16 protein-coding genes, 3 tRNA genes and 1 pseudogene are annotated in these 16,136 nt (G+C 61.1%); 12 read left to right on the top strand and 8 right to left on the bottom strand.

The window, feature by feature from the left end; translation table 11 throughout:
• Positions 1–1,083 (bottom strand): spermidine/putrescine ABC transporter substrate-binding protein, encoded by a 1,083-nt coding sequence (locus CK230_RS31515; protein WP_095820680.1) that lies wholly within the window; start codon positions 1,081–1,083, stop codon positions 1–3.
• 93 nt (positions 1,084–1,176) lie between these two features.
• Here CK230_RS31515 and CK230_RS31510 point away from each other — a divergent pair, with 93 nt between their 5' ends.
• Positions 1,177–1,791 (top strand): TetR/AcrR family transcriptional regulator, encoded by a 615-nt coding sequence (locus tag CK230_RS31510; RefSeq protein ID WP_095820679.1) that lies wholly within the window; start codon positions 1,177–1,179, stop codon positions 1,789–1,791.
• Positions 1,792–3,127: 1,336 nt separating this feature from the next.
• Here the strand turns inward: CK230_RS31510 and CK230_RS31505 are convergent.
• The gene (locus CK230_RS31505; RefSeq protein WP_095820678.1) at positions 3,128–4,297 is read right to left on the bottom strand and encodes a Shedu immune nuclease family protein; all 1,170 of its coding nucleotides are present in this window, start codon (positions 4,295–4,297) and stop codon (positions 3,128–3,130) included.
• A gap of 400 nt (positions 4,298–4,697) precedes the next feature.
• Positions 4,698–4,773 (bottom strand) — tRNA-Thr (locus tag CK230_RS31495).
• A 273-nt stretch (positions 4,774–5,046) separates the two neighbouring features.
• Here CK230_RS31495 and CK230_RS31490 point away from each other — a divergent pair.
• Both CK230_RS31490 and CK230_RS31485 read left to right on the top strand, forming a co-directional pair.
• On the top strand, positions 5,047–5,214 hold the full coding sequence (locus tag CK230_RS31490; protein WP_095820676.1) for a hypothetical protein: 168 nt from the start codon (positions 5,047–5,049) through the stop codon (positions 5,212–5,214).
• A gap of 313 nt (positions 5,215–5,527) precedes the next feature.
• Positions 5,528–5,848, top strand: coding sequence for a BA14K family protein (locus CK230_RS31485; RefSeq protein ID WP_095820675.1), 321 nt, complete (start codon positions 5,528–5,530; stop codon positions 5,846–5,848).
• Between the two features lie 493 nt (positions 5,849–6,341).
• On the opposite strand, the gene CK230_RS31480 is transcribed toward CK230_RS31485, so the two are convergent.
• The gene (locus CK230_RS31480; RefSeq protein ID WP_245430129.1) at positions 6,342–6,710 is read right to left on the bottom strand and encodes a hypothetical protein; all 369 of its coding nucleotides are present in this window, start codon (positions 6,708–6,710) and stop codon (positions 6,342–6,344) included.
• A 205-nt stretch (positions 6,711–6,915) separates the two neighbouring features.
• On the opposite strand from CK230_RS31480, the gene CK230_RS31475 reads away from it, so the two are divergent.
• Entirely contained in the window at positions 6,916–7,275 is a 360-nt protein-coding gene (locus CK230_RS31475) for a hypothetical protein (RefSeq protein ID WP_095820673.1), read from the top strand.
• Here CK230_RS31475 and bhcR read toward each other — a convergent pair.
• Complete coding sequence (bhcR, locus tag CK230_RS31470) at positions 7,272–8,093, bottom strand: HTH-type transcriptional regulator BhcR (RefSeq protein WP_041006435.1); 822 nt, start codon at positions 8,091–8,093, stop codon at positions 7,272–7,274. The two genes, CK230_RS31475 and bhcR, sit on opposite strands and share 4 nt — an antisense overlap.
• Positions 8,094–8,296: 203 nt before the next feature.
• On the opposite strand from bhcR, the gene gcl reads away from it, so the two are divergent.
• The 3 genes from gcl to CK230_RS31455 all read left to right on the top strand — a co-directional run bounded on the left by gcl (position 8,297) and on the right by CK230_RS31455 (position 11,993).
• Entirely contained in the window at positions 8,297–10,078 is a 1,782-nt protein-coding gene (gcl, locus tag CK230_RS31465) for a glyoxylate carboligase (protein WP_095820672.1), read from the top strand.
• A 27-nt stretch (positions 10,079–10,105) separates the two neighbouring features.
• Positions 10,106–10,903: a 2-oxo-tetronate isomerase gene (gene otnI / locus CK230_RS31460; protein ID WP_095820671.1), complete on the top strand. Its 798-nt coding sequence runs from the start codon at positions 10,106–10,108 to the stop codon at positions 10,901–10,903.
• A gap of 196 nt (positions 10,904–11,099) precedes the next feature.
• On the top strand, positions 11,100–11,993 hold the full coding sequence (locus tag CK230_RS31455; RefSeq protein WP_095820670.1) for a 2-hydroxy-3-oxopropionate reductase: 894 nt from the start codon (positions 11,100–11,102) through the stop codon (positions 11,991–11,993).
• Between the two features lie 72 nt (positions 11,994–12,065).
• Here CK230_RS31455 and CK230_RS31450 read toward each other — a convergent pair whose 3' ends face one another.
• Positions 12,066–12,929 (bottom strand): RNA methyltransferase, encoded by an 864-nt coding sequence (locus tag CK230_RS31450; protein WP_095820669.1) that lies wholly within the window; start codon positions 12,927–12,929, stop codon positions 12,066–12,068.
• Between the two features lie 198 nt (positions 12,930–13,127).
• On the opposite strand from CK230_RS31450, the gene CK230_RS31445 reads away from it, so the two are divergent.
• The 3 genes from CK230_RS31445 to CK230_RS31435 all read left to right on the top strand — a co-directional run bounded on the left by CK230_RS31445 (position 13,128) and on the right by CK230_RS31435 (position 13,976).
• Positions 13,128–13,212: transfer RNA gene (locus CK230_RS31445), tRNA-Tyr, on the top strand.
• Between the two features lie 88 nt (positions 13,213–13,300).
• Positions 13,301–13,374 (top strand) — tRNA-Gly (locus CK230_RS31440).
• Positions 13,375–13,463: 89 nt separating this feature from the next.
• Entirely contained in the window at positions 13,464–13,976 is a 513-nt protein-coding gene (locus tag CK230_RS31435; RefSeq protein ID WP_095820668.1) for a hypothetical protein, read from the top strand.
• A gap of 58 nt (positions 13,977–14,034) precedes the next feature.
• Here the strand turns inward: CK230_RS31435 and CK230_RS31430 are convergent, their stop codons facing one another.
• Positions 14,035–14,490 carry a YidB family protein gene (locus CK230_RS31430; RefSeq protein WP_095820667.1) on the bottom strand — a complete coding sequence of 152 codons (456 nt, stop codon included), beginning with the start codon at positions 14,488–14,490 and terminating at the stop codon, positions 14,035–14,037.
• Between the two features lie 127 nt (positions 14,491–14,617).
• Here CK230_RS31430 and CK230_RS31425 point away from each other — a divergent pair, with 127 nt between their 5' ends.
• Positions 14,618–14,875 carry a GlsB/YeaQ/YmgE family stress response membrane protein gene (locus tag CK230_RS31425; protein WP_095820666.1) on the top strand — a complete coding sequence of 86 codons (258 nt, stop codon included), beginning with the start codon at positions 14,618–14,620 and terminating at the stop codon, positions 14,873–14,875.
• Positions 14,876–14,944: 69 nt separating this feature from the next.
• Here the strand turns inward: CK230_RS31425 and CK230_RS31420 are convergent, their stop codons facing one another.
• Entirely contained in the window at positions 14,945–15,832 is an 888-nt protein-coding gene (locus tag CK230_RS31420; protein ID WP_095820665.1) for a DMT family transporter, read from the bottom strand.
• Between the two features lie 227 nt (positions 15,833–16,059).
• On the opposite strand from CK230_RS31420, the pseudogene CK230_RS31415 reads away from it, so the two are divergent.
• Positions 16,060–16,136 (top strand): annotated as a pseudogene (locus CK230_RS31415) (elongation factor Tu); the annotation flags it as partial.

Genomic DNA, 16,136 nt, shown 5'->3' with positions numbered 1-16,136 from the left:
TTACTGCGCCTGCAGCATTTCGGTCCACATGTCCTGCATCTTCTTGTCGAGATCGGCATTCGGCGCCGGATAGGCCTGGGCGCGGGCGAGGAAGCCGGGCTGCTCGTCGAAGCGCAGGATCTTCTTCTGCTCGTCGGTCAGCGCCGCGGTCTTGTTCGCCGGCATGCCCCAGTAGCAGGAGGAGGTGGCAAGGCGTGCCTGGCCCTCCGGGCTCATGATGTACTGGATGAATTTCAGCGCCATGTCCTTGTTCTTGGAATCCTTGAACATGGCGAGCGACTGCGACCACAGCACAGCGCCCTCCTTCGGGATCGAGAAGTCGAGCGCCGGGTTCTCCTTGGCAAGGCCGGCCGTCACCCACTCGCCACCGCCGACCAGGATGTCGACCTCGCCGGTGGCGAGAGCCGTCTGGCTGGCGGTAACCTCGCCGACCAGCTTGGCATTGGCCTTCATCTTGAGCAGTTCGGCCTTCAGCGCCGGCAGGTCGGCCTCGGTGAGATCGGCGGTCTTCTTGCCGATGGCGAGAGCGGCCATGCCGATCACAGGCAGGTAGTAATCGTAGATCGCGACCTTGCCCTTGTATTTGTCGCTGGTGAGCGAGGCCAGCGACTGCATGTCGGCCGGGTCGATCTTGGTCTTGTTGAAACCGATCGTGTTGTAGCCGAACTTTTCGGTGATGCCGTAGCGCTTGCCGTCGACGATGGTCGACTTGTCCATCTTCACTTCGGGGAAGAGATCGGCGAAGGGCAGTTTGTCCTCGGGCAGCGGCTCGAACAGGCCCTTTTCGACGCCGCGCGGCACATCGATGGAATCGATCACCATCACGTCCCAGTCGCCTGGCTGCGACTGGTCGACGATGGCCAGCCCCGCGCCGGTGCCCTCGAATTCCTTGACGTTGACCTTGACGTCGTTGGCCTTCTCGAATGGCTCGAGCAGCGCCGGATCGGAATGGTCGCACCAGATCAGCGCGTTGAGATCGGCTGCCTGGGCGCCGCTCGCCGCGACGAGCAACGCGGTAGCCGCGCAGGCGGCTGCGAGATGGGACTTCAGGGTGGAAAGCGGAGTCCGGGCATTGACGGTCATCGAGTGTTCTCCCTGCCTTGCTGGCTTGTTGGAAGAAAAGTTGAACCAATTCTAAAATTGAGTCAATTATGATTTTGTGGCAGAGAGGCCGATATGAGCGGATTGCGCGAACGGCAGAAGGCGGACCGGCACCGCCGCATCATCGATGCGGCCACCGCGCTGTTTCGCGAGGCCGGCTACGAAGGCGCCAAGATCGAGGCGATCGCCGCGCAGGCCGAAGTCTCGATCGGCACCATCTACAATTACTACCAGAACAAGGGCGACATCCTCGGCGCCATCGTGTCGATGGAGGTCAATGAGGTGCTGAATGCCGGGCGAGGGGTAGTCGCCAGCCCGCCGGCCAATGTCGGCGACGCGCTCGACACGCTGATCGGCATCTATATCGAGCACTCGCTGAATTATCTGAGCAAGGAAATGTGGCGCCAGGCGATGGCGATCTCGACGCAATTGCCCGACAGCCCCTTCGGCCAGGCCTACACCGCGCTGGACCGGGAACTGACCAGGCAGATCAGCGCGCTGATCACGCGCCTGCAGCAGATCGGCCTTGTGCGTCCGGACATAGACGGGCCAGCGGTGGGCGAGCTGATCTTCAACAACATGAACATGATGTTCATCGAGTTCGTGAAGCAAGATGAGGCGAGGATACCGGAGCTAAGGGCGGCGATACGACGGCAGAACCGGGTGCTGGTGGCGGCGATCGGGGTGTGAGGATGTCAGGAGTAGGCAACGCTGGTCCTCACTGATACGTCCTCCGCGCAGGGAGCCATTCCTTTCGCGTACTAGTCTAAGAGCTTTCGTCGATTGACGAATGGCCGTTGCGGGCGGGAACCGGGTCGAGCATTGCGACTTCACCCGTCAGGTATGCCGAGGGCAAGAAGGTCGTTCCGAAGGCCATCAATGATTCTCGGATCACGACATGGATCTACGAGAACGGCGCTGACGGTTACGGCCATCCGAGTACGTTTTCACCACTACGGCGACAACGCCGTTCAGCGGCTTCTCCAATGGCAAGAAAGCGCTGGACAAGCACGTCGGGGAGCCGCCGCTGCCCGAGTGGACGTTGCACGATCTGCGGCGCACCTTCACAAGCGGGCTGGCAAGGCTCGGCATCAAGCTGGAGGTCGCGGAAACCATCTCAATCACAAGGGCGGCTTTAGGGGCGGACTGCGGGCTATCTATGACCTCTATGACTACCAGGACACAACGTGACGCCGTTTAAACGGGCCTAGTGCCGCTGCGGCGGCTTGAACAGCGTTCCCAGGTCGGGCAGGCTCGGGTTGCTCGATCCCGGTCCGCTCATCGGCAACGGTGGGCGGGCCGCATCACCCATGGCGGCACTTCTTTGCTCCTGCCAGCGTTAACTATCCATACTGCGCATGGGAGACGAACCACAAGCACCTATTCTTGCCTACGCCAAACTGTTCCATTGGCCCACCCAATAACGTTCTTGTCTTCACTAAGATTTCCTCGAAGACCGCCCTGCCAATTCGTTACACGAATAGTAGTACAATTCTCAAAAAAACCATCTCCGCCTTCGTTGTGCTCGTTAATGAGGGCCAGCTTGCCGCCATTTTGCGTGATCTTTGCGATACCACCAATGGGAGAGCAGTGGTCTGTACATATCCAGTCGCCGCCTATCTTCGGATATGGGGGACAATTCGCAGCGTGGGCAATCGAGATTGCGCACGATAGTGTGAATGCAGCAAGCATCATTCGACGCATGGAAAGGCTCCTCCTCCACATAAAGGCTCCATACTCTATGCTGCGAGAAGCCGGGTGTCACGCTGATAGCACTCAATTTTTGGACACAACCCGCTATCAATGTTTTAGACACAACCCGCTATCAATGTTTTAGACACAACCCGCTATGAATGTCGTGTCACCACCGCCTGATCTACCTCGGCGACTGTCGTTGGTGGCTTGCGCAGCTCCCGCTGGCGGCGAGCGCTCACAGCGCCTATTCGCCAAGGACGTCATAAAGGTCGGGAAAAAGGGCCGAAGCAATCCGATCATACGGTCGGAGGTTTCGCCGTAGCCGCGTACGCTATGCAGGTTCGACTATAAACCGCGCCCGTTCTAGAAGCTCGTCGAAGGTCACGATTTCCGGGCGCCAGATATTGCGCCGGTAAAGCTCGAACGATCGGAATTTTTGCTCATTGATGCCGTATTGCGTCTCGAACTCAGCAAGCGTTCCGACGACAAGACAGGAGCGCGGCTGAATGTTGAATAGCGTCTCGCCGGTAGGGTCGCCGCTTGCATCGGCGGTGGCGAACTTCTCGCCCAGGTTATGTATCGCTGCGTGCACCGTCGCTTGCACCTGCGCAACACCGCCCGAGACTTCTGACGACGGCGCGAAGGCGCCTGGGCGGTACATTGCTTGCCCTAGCAATGGAGTGTCATGGCGCTTGATCTCCACAAAGCACAGTGAATTGATGCGGCCGCGCGTTTTCATCAGTCCGTCCACGCGTTTGCCTGGTCCGACTACACTGTTTCCAAGCACTACCTGCTCTAGTTTCCGCTCATCGAGTTTCGACAGAAACTGGTAGGACAAGCCGTAGCCAAAAATCCAAGTGTTGGCCTCAAAGAACTTCTGCCACACATCCTCCGGCCGGCAGTTCAGACGGCTTTGCTCGCTCGCGAAATAATTCCCGTCATGCAGCAACCTTTCGAACTGGCGCAACTCCTTCCGCCGATAGCCAAGGGCATGGAGGTCACGCGTTACGGCCTCATCTTGCTCTGCCAGTTCCAGAAAGAGGGCTGGATTTCTCCTAAAAAGTTGATGTGCCTGGCCCTGGTTCAAGATGATGTTGCGGACTTCTTCGTCGGACAAATGGACCGTGCCGCCGCCATCCAGCGAAGCCGTGCGGATGCCAGCAATGAACTCTAGCAGTGTGTTTATCTCTGACCCGACGAACGAGAACCGTTGCTTTTCGGATGGCCCCGACCTGTTGAAGCGCTGGATGGTCAATGTTTGAACGGAACGATCATCCACGTAGAACGTGGCCTTTATTTCCTGCCGCGCGGCCCGGGTTTCCCTAAGCACGGTTTCCCCAACAACAGTCGCTTCGGCCAGTCCTGTTGAGCCCTCCAGCACATGGGAAGCTATGCGCATTTTCCGGCGAGTCAGTCCATCTACGAACTCCTTGTCAACTATTGTCTTGTCCGTTCTGCGATTAAAGAACCGCGCTCTTTCGTCGTAGTCGTCGTCGCCCATATCCCAGCCCTCAAGCGGATAAATCAGACCATCAACGGCAGAATACTTGTACTAGATGCCCGCGGCCTTCTGATGTCCTAGGAGGTCTTTGGGGCAAAGCCCTGTTCAGCCATGCAGGCTCGAAACACGCTGTTGGAGGCGATAGCGCCAGCAATCCAGGCCCTTCCGGCAGCCACTGCCGTCTGTGCAGCACGCCCATTACAGATCGCCTTGGCTTGCTCAAATCGCCCTTCATATGAGGTAGATGTGACCGGCCGCCATTGATCGGACGACGTGCTGTTGCAACCGGCGAGGACCAGCCCCATGAACACCCAAAGCCAGCGCATTGTTTTGTCCCCTCAGCAAAAATGAGAGAATGCGTCACGCTAGGCGTGCGAACAAGATGGCAAGGGACAGGCGCTGGTGCCGCGTGAGGGACTTGAACCCCCGACCTCCCGCTTACAAGGCGGATGCTCTACCAACTGAGCTAACGCGGCATCTATCGGGGAAAATTTCCCCCCTGCATTCCCCCTGAGAGGCCGGATCGTTGAAAAACAACGACTTAGCGGTTGACCCAGTGAATTACACACCGCTGCTCTACCAGCTGAGCTACAAGGGCACGGCGCTCCGGTAGCATATTTCGGGCGCCAGTAAAGACAAAACTCCGTTTTGGGTTGCTAATGGACCGCGTAGCTTGGCCGGCATGCTGAAAACCGGTGCGCTGCTTCCTACATCCTTGTCAGGCGCAATCGCATCGAACGGGGTGCCGCATGATCAGATTCGTCATCATCCTGCCGCTCATCGTCGTGACCTGGCTTCTCCTGGTGAAGGTCATCAGCGACCTGAAGAAAGCCAATATCGACTGGACCGGCGTCGCCACCTTCGTCGGCTTCATCGTGCTCGCGTTTTGGCTGAGGCACATCACGGGGATGGGGTGAAAAGAGTGAGTAGGCAGTAGGCGTAGGCAGTAGGCAGTAGGCAGTAGTGAGTAGAGGGTGCCCGTTCGGGACGGCTGCCTTGCTTGACTACCCACTACTCACTCAATCTTTAGCGAGAGACAAACTGCCTTCGAAGGGCGGTCCACCGGCCGCCCTTTTTTGCATTCCAAAAGAATGAACTGGTCGGTGCCACCGCCCGACAGAACGGCTGGCGAAAAAAATCTCAAAAAATCTTCGAACCTTTTTCGGCGCCGCCGCGACCCATGGTCAAGAGGCGGATGGTTCGCCTCTCCAACGAAACCAGGAGATCGTCATGTTCAAGCGCACCATCGTTTCCGGCCTCATCGCCACCACCGTCGCCGCCGGCTCGCTCGTCGGCACCGTCCAGCCTTCGGCCGCCCACGACCATCATCATCATCGCCGCGAGCTCGGCATCGGCATCGCCGCCGGCGTCGGCGGCTTCGTCCTCGGCAGCCTGCTTGCCCAGCAGCAGCCCCGCACCGTCTATGTCGAGGAAGGCGGCTACGAAGGTTCCTGGCATGTCCGCCGCTGCATGGCCCGCTACGGCAGCTATGACCCGGATACGAACACCTATATCGGCTACGACGGTTACCCGCACTATTGCCATCTGTAAGAGAAGGCTGACCAGGAAAGAGGGGCTGCACGCGGCCCCCTTTTCTTTCCTTTGAGCGTTCCCCAGCACAGGGATTTTGACTGGTCGGCTATGTTTGTGTTGGGCAGGTGGCACGCCTTGGAGACTGGCCGAAACGCCTCACCCAGTCGTCATCCACGGGCGGAGCAAGGAGCGAAGCGACGCGCGCAGACCCGAGGATCCATTCCGTGACGTATAAGCGCTGCTACGGTGCAAAATCTGCTCCGCTGCACTCTTCGACCACGGTCGCGGAATGGATTCCAGGGTCTCCGCGACGCCGCTTCCGCTCCTTGCTCCGCCCAGGGATGACGAGGTTGGAAGGCTTCGGCCAATCCCCGGCGTTTGCACTGGTTTCACGGAAAGGAACGGTGAGAATCGTGCCTGTCGACAAACGGCAACCTTGCAAACTCCCTGTGCGGTGCCACCGGCCTGATTGGCTTGATTTGAAGCCGACAACTTTCCTGCCCCGACCGATTTAGGAATTGGGCTTCAGTTCCGGCATCGCCAATCCGGCTGCCTTGCAGGCGCCGCTGACCGAGGCGTCGTTTATCGCGACGAGCTCGAAGCTGTTTCCGGCATCGGGATGGATCTTGCCGATGAAAGGCTCATTGCCACCGGCAGAGCCCTTGTCGTCGACATAGCCGCACACCACGATCTCGTGGCGGCCGTTCAAGCTGCGCTCGCCGGCGCGCATCGCTCCAAACTTTGCGGCGATGGGGTTTTTCAAATGCTGGCGGACGCCGGCCGTGATGATCTCCTCCAGGGCCAACGAGATCGGAACGGGATCGACCAGCGGGTCGCTGCTCGGGTTGCCGCCGAGCGGGGGCGGCGGTGCTGTCGCCACGCATCCGCAAAGGGAAGCGACGGATAGAAGGAAAACTGTTTTCCGCATCCGTGCCCTTTCGCATGCACCCCGACGCCCCGGCAAGACGGTCAAGTCCGCCTCCGGCCTGGCCAATCCCCGGTCGGCTCCTGCCAGGCAACCAGCGATGTACAGCGATTTTGCGAGCGTTTAATCTGGCTTTCACGCTAATCGAGGGAAGGGTGGCATGAACGAGCAGGATTCCAAGGAAGAACGGGTCGAACCGGTTTTCCGCAACGGCACCATCACCATCGTCGGCATCCTGCTTGCGTTTTCGCTAGGCTTCATCACGCATTGGGCGGCCAACCCGATCCCATGGCAGACCTACCATTTGCTTGCCGTCCTGCCGATCCTGGTCGGCATCGCGCTGCAGATCCGGGCGCTTGCCATCCTGCTCGATATCAAATCCCTGCAGCGAAGCATCCATGACCGCGCCAGTCGGATATTCATCGCCGGCCTCATCTTGGCGGCCTGTGGCGTCGGGCTGGCGATCCTGCTCGATTTCTTCGAGGTAGCGGCCAAGAGCGCCTTGCCGGGGGCGTCCTAATACGCTTTCACGCCGCCGATCATCTTCGTCACCTCGACTGCGGCGTCGCGCACCAGCGGGCCGATCTCGGCCAGCCGCTCGGGCGTGACCCGCACCGTCGGCCCGGAGACCGAAACGCCGCCGATCGGCTCGCCATATTCGTTGAAGATGGCGGCCGCCACGCAGCGCATGCCCGGATGGCGCTCCTCGTCGTCCACCGACCAGCCGCGATGCTTGATGGTGGCGAGGTCGTGGGCAAGCGCCGAGATGTCGGAAAGCGTCTTGTCGGTGTAGCGCTGCAAACCCGCTTTGCGAAGGATGGCGGCGACCCGCTCCGGCTCGAGATGCGCCAGCACCGCCTTGCCGATGCCGGAGGCATGGAAGGGGCTGCGCGTGCCCGGCCGGAAGAAGGCGCGGATCGCCTGATGCGTCTCGACCTGGCTGACGAAGACCACGCAATCGTCCTCGGCGACACCCAGATTGGCGGTCTCGCCGGTCTTCTCCATCAGTTCCTGCATGACGATGCGGGCGCGGTCGACGAGCTTGCGCCGGCGCAGGAAGGCGGCGCCCATGCGGTAGGTCTCGACGCCGACCGACCACAGCTGGTCGGTCGTGTCGAACTCGACCATGCCGTGGTTCTCCAGCGTCGTCAGCATGCGATAGGCGGTGGAGGCGGCAATGCCGCTTTGCGCGGCGATTTCGCTGAGCGACAAGCCGCTCGCCTCGGCGACGATCGCGAGGATCCGGAGCGCGCGGTCGAGCGACTGCACCGACGCCGCTTCGGAAGGGCCATTGAAGGCGCGGGGCCGGCCGCGCTGGCGTTTTTCCGTCGTTTCCATAGGCGGCATTGTCGCTGAATTCGCGCGAGGTGCAATGAAAAAGTTTTTCATCGATTTGGCAACGTGAATTTCTGGAAAACCGAAAATGACGTAAATTCAACGGTTAAAAGCCGCTTTCTAGAAATGAAAAAATATTCTGAAAAAATTGAAAAATAGAAGACGTGCTGTCACTATCAAGCCAACCAAAGAAATGGAGGCTTGTCATGGCCAGAATGCGCGCTGTCGATGCGGCGGTTCTCGTTCTCGAAAGGGAAGGCATCACCAATGCCTTCGGCGTGCCGGGCGCGGCGATCAACCCGCTCTATTCGGCGCTGAAGGCGCGCGGCACCATCCGCCATGTGCTTGCCCGCCATGTCGAGGGCGCCTCGCATATGGCCGAAGGCTATACGCGCGCCAAGGCCGGAAATATCGGCCTCTGCATCGGCACATCCGGTCCGGCCGGCACCGACATGATCACCGGCCTTTATTCGGCCTCGGCGGACTCCATCCCGATCCTCTGCATCACCGGCCAGGCGCCGCGCGCCCGGCTGAACAAGGAGGATTTCCAGGCCGTCGACATCGCTTCGATCGCAGCACCGGTTGCCAAATGGGCGGTCACCGTCATGGAGCCTTACCTGGTGCCGATGGCGCTGCAGAAGGCGTTCCTCTTGATGCGCTCCTCGCGCCCCGGTCCTGTGCTGATCGACCTGCCGCTCGACGTCCAGCTCGCCGAGATCGAGTTCGACATTGACGCCTATGAGCCGCTCGCTCCGTTCAAGCCGGCGATGACGCGCGCCCAGGCCGAGAAGGCGCTTTCGATGCTCAACCAAGCGGAAAAGCCGCTGATCGTCGCCGGCGGCGGCATCATCAACGCCGACGCTTCCGACTTGCTGATCGAGTTTGCCGAGGTCACCGGCGTGCCCGTCATCCCGACGCTGATGGGCTGGGGGTCGATCCCCGACGACCACCGGCTGATGGCCGGCATGTGCGGCCTGCAGACCTCGCACCGCTACGGGAACGCGACGATGCTGGAAGCCGACTTCGTCTTCGGCATCGGCAACCGCTGGGCCAATCGCCACACCGGTTCCGTCGACGTCTATACCAAGGGCAAGAAATTCATCCATGTCGACATCGAGCCCACTCAGATCGGTCGCGTCTTCGCGCCGGATCTCGGCATCGTCTCGGATGCTGCTGCCGCGCTGAAGATCCTGCTCGACGTCGCCACGGAATGGCGCACGGCCGGCAAGCTGCGCGACTGGTCGGGCTGGGCCAAGGAATGCCAGCAGCGCAAGAAGACGATGAAGCGCAAGACGCATTTCGAGCAGGTGCCGCTGAAGCCGCAGCGCGTCTATGAGGAGATGAACAAGGCCTTTGGCCGCGACACCACCTATGTCACCACCATCGGCCTGTCGCAGATCGCCGGCGCGCAGTTCCTGCATGTCTACAAGCCGCGCAACTGGATCAATTGCGGCCAGGCCGGCCCGCTTGGCTGGACGCTGCCGGCGGCGCTCGGCGTGCGCGCAGCCGATCCGGATCGCGACATCGTCGCGCTCTCCGGCGACTACGACTTCCAGTTCATGATCGAGGAGCTGGCGGTCGGCGCGCAGCATAAGCTGCCCTACATCCACGTCGTCGTGAACAACGCCTATCTCGGCCTGATCCGCCAGGCGCAACGCGGTTTTTCTATGGACTACGAGGTGAGCCTGGCCTTCGAGAACGTCAACCGCGCAGGCGATCCGGACGCCGGCTACGGCGTCGACCATGTCGCGGTCGCCGAGGCGATGGGCTGCAAGGCGGTCCGCGTGCGCAAGCCGGAAGAGTTCGCCGGCGCCTTCAAGGAGGCGCAGCGGCTGATGAAGGAGCACCAGGTTCCGGTCGTTCTCGAATTTATCCTCGAGCGCGTCACCAACATCTCCATGGGCACGGAAATCGACAAGATCACTGAATTCGAGGACCTTGCCGAGAGCCATAAGGATGCGCCGACGGCCATCGTGATGCTCGACTAAGAGTCTGCGGAGAGAAGGAGAAAAAGAATGCCGCGTTTTTCAGCCAATCTTTCCATGCTCTTCAGCGAGCATGATTTCCTCGACCGCTTCGATGCCGCCGCCCGCGCGCGCTTCAAGGGCGTTGAATATATCGGTCCCTATGATCACGCGCCGGATGTCGTCGCGGCGCGTTTGAAGAAGAACGGCCTGACGCAGGTTCTCTTCAACCTGCCGGCCGGCGATTGGGCGAAGGGCGAGCGCGGCATCGCCGTGCTGCCGGACCGGGTGCCGGAATTCCGCCAGGGCGTCGCCAAGGCGATCACCTATGCCCATGCGCTAGGTTGCGAGCAGGTCAACTGCCTAGCCGGCATCGCGCCGCGGGGCGCCGATCGCACTGTGCTGGAAAACGTCTTTGCCGAAAACCTCGCCTTCGCGGCCGAGAAGCTGGAGCAGGCCGGGATCAGGCTGCTGATCGAGCCGATCAACACCCGCGACATACCGAGCTTCTTCCTGAACTATTCCGACCAGGCGCTGGCGCTGATCGACCGCATCGGCTCCAAGAACCTCTATTTGCAATATGACATCTACCACATGCAGATCATGGAGGGGGATCTCGCCCGTACGATTGAGGCGAACCTCGGCCGCATCGCGCATATCCAGCTTGCGGACAATCCCGGCCGTTACGAGCCGGGGACGGGCGAGATCAATTATCCCTTCCTGTACAACCACATAGACCGGATTGGTTATGCGGGCTGGGTGGGGGCCGAATACAAGCCGAAAGCCGGCACGGAAGCAGGGCTCGGCTGGTTCAGGCAATTCGCCGGGCAGGGGAGCGCGGCGGCTTAGGTGCCAGGAATTGTGAAGCCTCGGCGTTTGCCCCTCACCCTTGCCCTCTCCCCGTGAAGAACGGGGAGAGGGGGCGCTGGCGCTGGAGCGCTTCCCTTCTCCCCGTCACTTTACGGGGAGAAGGTGCCGGCAGGCGGATGAGGGGCGGCGCCAACCTTTCGATGTATTTGAAGAAAGACGTCTAGGGAGCAGAACAATGGAAACCATCGGTTTCATCGGCCTCGGCATCATGGGCGCGCCGATGGCGGGGCACCTCCTCGACGCCGGCTACAAGGTCGTCGCCAGCGACCACCGCTCCAAGCCGCCGGCCGATCTTACCGCCAAGGGGCTGAAGTCAGTCACTGGCCACAATGCGGTGGCCAAGGCTGCCGACATCATCATCACCATGGTGCCGGACACGCCGCAGGTTGCCGATGTCCTGTTCGGCGAGAACGGCATCGCCTCGGGCCTGACCAAGGGCAAGCTCGTCATCGACATGAGCTCGATCTCGCCGATCGCCACCAAGGAATTCGCCAAAAAGATCAACGATCTCGGCTGCGACTATCTCGACGCGCCGGTGTCGGGCGGCGAGGTCGGCGCCAAGGCGGCGTCGCTGACGATCATGGTCGGCGGCGAGGAAAAAGCCTTCGAGCGCGCCCGGCCGGTCTTCGAGAAGGTGGGCAAGAACATCACTTTGGTCGGCCCGAACGGCGTCGGCCAGACCACCAAGGTCGCCAACCAGATCGTGGTCGCGCTGACCATTGAAGCCGTCGGCGAAGCCCTCGTCTTTGCCTCGAAGGCCGGCGCTGATCCCGCAAAAGTCAGGCAGGCGCTGATGGGCGGGCTTGCCGCCTCGCGCATCCTCGAAGTGCATGGCGAGCGCATGATCAAGCGCACCTTCGCGCCGGGCTTCCGCATCGAATTGCACCAGAAGGATCTTAACCTGGCGCTTGAAGGCGCTAAGGCGCTTGGCGTCTCGCTGCCCAACACCTCGACGACGCAGCAGCTGTTCAATTCCTGCGTCGCCAATGGCGGCGCGAAGGAGGATCATTCGGCGCTGGTGAGGGCGCTGGAACGGATGGCGGGACACGAAGTGGCTAGCAGCGAATAGCGAATAGGGAGTAGCGAATGGGGGTTGCAGGCCTGCCGGCGCCGTGTTCCGCTATTCGCTATTCGCTATTCGCTATTCGCTATTCGCTAAGAATTTCCTCGCCGCGTAGAGGCTGACCGCCGCCGCATTCGACACGTTGAGCGAATGGATGGCGCCCGGCATGTCGAGGCGGGCAAGCGCGGTTACCGTCTCGCGGGTCTTCTGGCGCAGGCCCTTGCCTTCCGCGCCCAGCACCAGCGCGATTTTCTCGCCGCCGAAGGTCTTCTCCAGCTCGGCCGGCCCTTCGGAATCGAGCCCGATGGTCTGGAAGCCGGCCTCGTGCAACTGCCCAAGCGCTTCGGCGAGGTTCTTCACCTCGATCTGGTCGATATGCTCCAGCGCGCCCGACGCCGACTTCGCCAGCACGCCGGATTCCTGCGGGCTGTGGCGGGCCGTGGTGATCAGCGCGCCGGCGCCGAAGGCGACCGCCGAGCGCAGGATCGCGCCGACATTGTGCGGGTCGGTCACCTGGTCGAGCACCAGCACCAGCCTTGCGTCGCCGAGCGCGTCGAGACGCTTCGGCTTGAGCGGCTCGGCCTCGACCAGCACGCCCTGATGCACGGCGTCCGACCCGGTGATCCTGTCGATGTCCTTCGGCTCGACCAGCTCGGCCTTGAAGGGCAGGGCGGCAAGCTCGCCGATCGAAAGCCTCTCGGCGGCGTTGCGGGTCACCAGCATCTTTTTGATCTTGCGGCGAGGATTGTCGAGCGCGGCCCGCACCGTATGCAGGCCATAAAGCCGCACCAGCCCGTCGCCAGGCCCTTCGCCCGCTGGCACTGGCTGGCGCGGCCGGAACGTTGGCGCGCCGCCCGCCTTCTGGTCGCGATGCGCGCGCCGCAGCTTGGCGTAATGGGAGTCCTTGCGCGTGCCCGGCTTGTTGCTTTTATCGTCGCTCATGCGGGCTTCTATAGCCGCCCCGTCCGGCTAAGGATATGGGCCGCGACAATTGATGCGAAACATCCTCGAAAAACCCTGGCCGCGCCGGTTGACACCCACCGGCCTTGCCGCCATAAGGCGCTTCGCTGATTTCGGAGAAGAACTACTCGGGCTCCGGATCGGCGAAAATGCCTCGTTGCATGGCTCCGGCGGCAGACTGGAGAGGTGCCCGAGTGGTTAAAGGGGACGGACTGTAAATCCGTTGGCTTAGCCTACGTTGGTTCGAATCCAACCCTCTCCACCACTGCCGGCCCGGAAGCCCTGAAACGAAAAGTCTCGGACCGAAAAGTGCATGGCGCTTTTTGGGTGAATCCGGTACCTCAGTGCAAGGCGCGGGTATAGCTCAGTGGTAGAGCAGCAGCCTTCCAAGCTGAATATGCGGGTTCGATTCCCGCTACCCGCTCCAATCAGGCCTCTGAATCCCCGAAAGTTACCGGTCGGAGATGCCGTCCCGCTTGCCCTATTCGGCACCGCTGACTGAGGGATCGCTGAACGATGAGACCGTATTATTCAATAAACACAGACGGTACCGCCAGCACCAACCTACAGCTGTACGCTCTGCGCCAGGCCCGCCGGTATTGGAATGAACTCACGGCAAATTATCTGCAGGATAAAGAAGCTACTGAGGATCTGGTTGAACGATGCGTTTTCATCGTTGCGACCTTGGGGCTAAGCGTATCTCAGTTGCTCGGTCAGAATGATCCGGCGCCGCTGACAGCGCAGGTTGCCAGCCCTAAAATCATCTGGAAGCGTTTTGTTGCGCAATATGGCGTGACAGATGTCAGTGCCGACGAATTCGACAAGTTCATTGATATCTACAACGCCTGTCGACACTTCGGCGTATCACCCGATGGCCTCGGCCATGCCAGATTAGAGTCGCTGGACTTCGAAGCCACTCGTAGATGGTACGAAACAGCCCACAATATTTGGTTGGCGGTTATCAAGGCGCTACGTGCTGATCCTCAGAATGTCATCGAATTGATCGACGTTGAGGGTTTCAAAGCCTGACTAGATCGTATTCAAAACGCCGCGCACCGTCGCGCGGCGTGTTCGAATTGGCTGCCGATCAGCTGTTGAAGGCCGAGGCGACCTGATGGTTCTGCGGGATCTGGCCGTTCGGCGTCAGCTTGTCGACGATGCCGGGCAGCGCCGTGGAGAGTTGCTGCAGCAACTCCTGCTCGTTCATGCCTGTGCGCTGGGCGATCTCACGGATTACCGCCGGACCGAGCGCCGAGCCGAGATCACCCGGATTGATCGGCTGGTTCTGGCCGGTGCCGACCCAGGAGTCGGCGACATTGCCATGGCCGGCGTCCCTGAGCTTGCCGAGCAGGCCGCCGAGACCGCCGAGCAGGCCGCCATCGGCCGAAGCGCCGGTGTTGGCAGGAGACGGCGCAGGCGCTTGCGGCGCGGCCGGTTCCTCGCTTCTGCCGCTCAGCATCTTGCCGACCAAAAGCGCGCCGAGCGCGATCATAAGGGGTTTGGTGATGTTGCCGCCCGGAACGGCATTGTCGAAAAGGCCCATCGTGGATCTCCTTGTTCAGCCAAGTCCGCCGGCTCCAGCATGGCGCAAACGGACGGAATTTCAAGCTGTCTTGAGCTTTTGACAATCATATGAACATGATGGGTGGCGGGGGGATTTGGAGGGAATTATGGGCATCATCAGCTGGATTATCCTGGGCCTCATCGCCGGTTTCATCGGCAGCAAGATCGTCAACAAGACCGGTCAGGGCATGATCATGGATATCGTGCTCGGCATTGTCGGCGCTGTCGTCGGCGGTGTGATCTTCAGCGCCTTTGGGTCGGCCGGCGTCACCGGCCTCAACATCTGGAGCCTGATCGTTGCCGTTATCGGTTCGGTCGTGGTGCTCTGGGCCTATCACCAGATTTCGGGCAAGCGCACACTGTAAGGAAGGTCGCAGCCGGCCGGGCTGCCGATGGTCGACCTCATTCGGTCGGCCCGCGCTGGATTCACGTTTTCAGGCGACCATCGCCAGGCGACGCTTTCTTTCGTCCAGCGAGACGATGGCCAGGCCGCTGGCCATGACCAGTAGGATGCCGCAGACGGCGAGCGCGTTGGGAAACTGCCCGAACACCAGCAGGCCCGAAATGACTGCCCAGACGGTGAAGCAGTAATAAAAGGGCGCGACCGCGCTTGTCGGCCCGACGCGGTAGGCCATGAAGATGAAGAAATGGCCGAAGATCAGGAACAGGCCGGCACCCGCAATCAGCAGCAGATGGCGTCCTTCGGGCATCACCCATTGCTCGGAGACGAGATGCGCCGCGCCTGAGCCGACCAGCACCACCAGGACCGCGGAGATGGCGACGATCATGCCGGGCACCTCGGCGCCCACCTTGCGGCCGGCTATATCGCGCACCGCCGCGAAGGCCGCATTGCCGAGCGCTAGCAGCGCATAGACCGAAATACCCTGCATGGTCGGCTGCGCCACCATGAGGGCCCCGACAAAGCCAAGGCCGATCAGCGCCATGCGCGTGGCGCCGATCTTTTCACCGAACAGCATCGAGGAGCCGACCAGCACGATGAGCGGCGTGACCTGCCCGAGCGCGGTGGAATCCGCGATCTGCATGTTGGCCAGGGCGACGACATAGCAGAGGATCGCCAAGAGCTCGAACAGGTTGCGGCGCAGCACCTTGCGGTCGAAGAGCAGCGGGATCTGCCGGGCATAACCCAGCATCAGGAGCAGCGGCACGCCCCACAGCGTTGCGGCAGCGCCCCGCAGCAGGAGCACTTCATAGGGCGGCAGACCCGTGGTCGCGAGCTTCATCATCGTGTCGTTGACCAGGTATGACCCCGTCGAGACGACCATGAACAGCGGACCGCGGATATTGGATGGAATGAACTGCATGCGGCGGACAAGATCAGAGCGTCGTCGCGGCGGCAATGGGCCAGCCCGGCGCCTTTGATTTTACGCGCGGCAGCCCTATATCCGCCCACATCCCCCTGAAATCGACCATTGGTTCGGGTCGAGCGGGAATCCGCTCAGCCACAAGGCACTTGTGTTTTTCGGCCGTTGTCGCTAATCGCCCCGCATTCGACTGAACTGAAGGTCAAGGCCGTCCAAGGAAAGAGACTATGGCAAAAGGTAAATTCGAGCGCACCAAGCCGCATGTGAACATTGGCACGATCGGCCACGTCGATCATGGCAAGAC

The sequence above is a fragment of the Mesorhizobium sp. WSM3859 genome (assembly GCF_002295065.1).
Taxonomy (GTDB): Bacteria; Pseudomonadota; Alphaproteobacteria; order Rhizobiales; family Rhizobiaceae; genus Mesorhizobium.
This window is presented reverse-complemented; position numbering and strand designations above follow the sequence as displayed.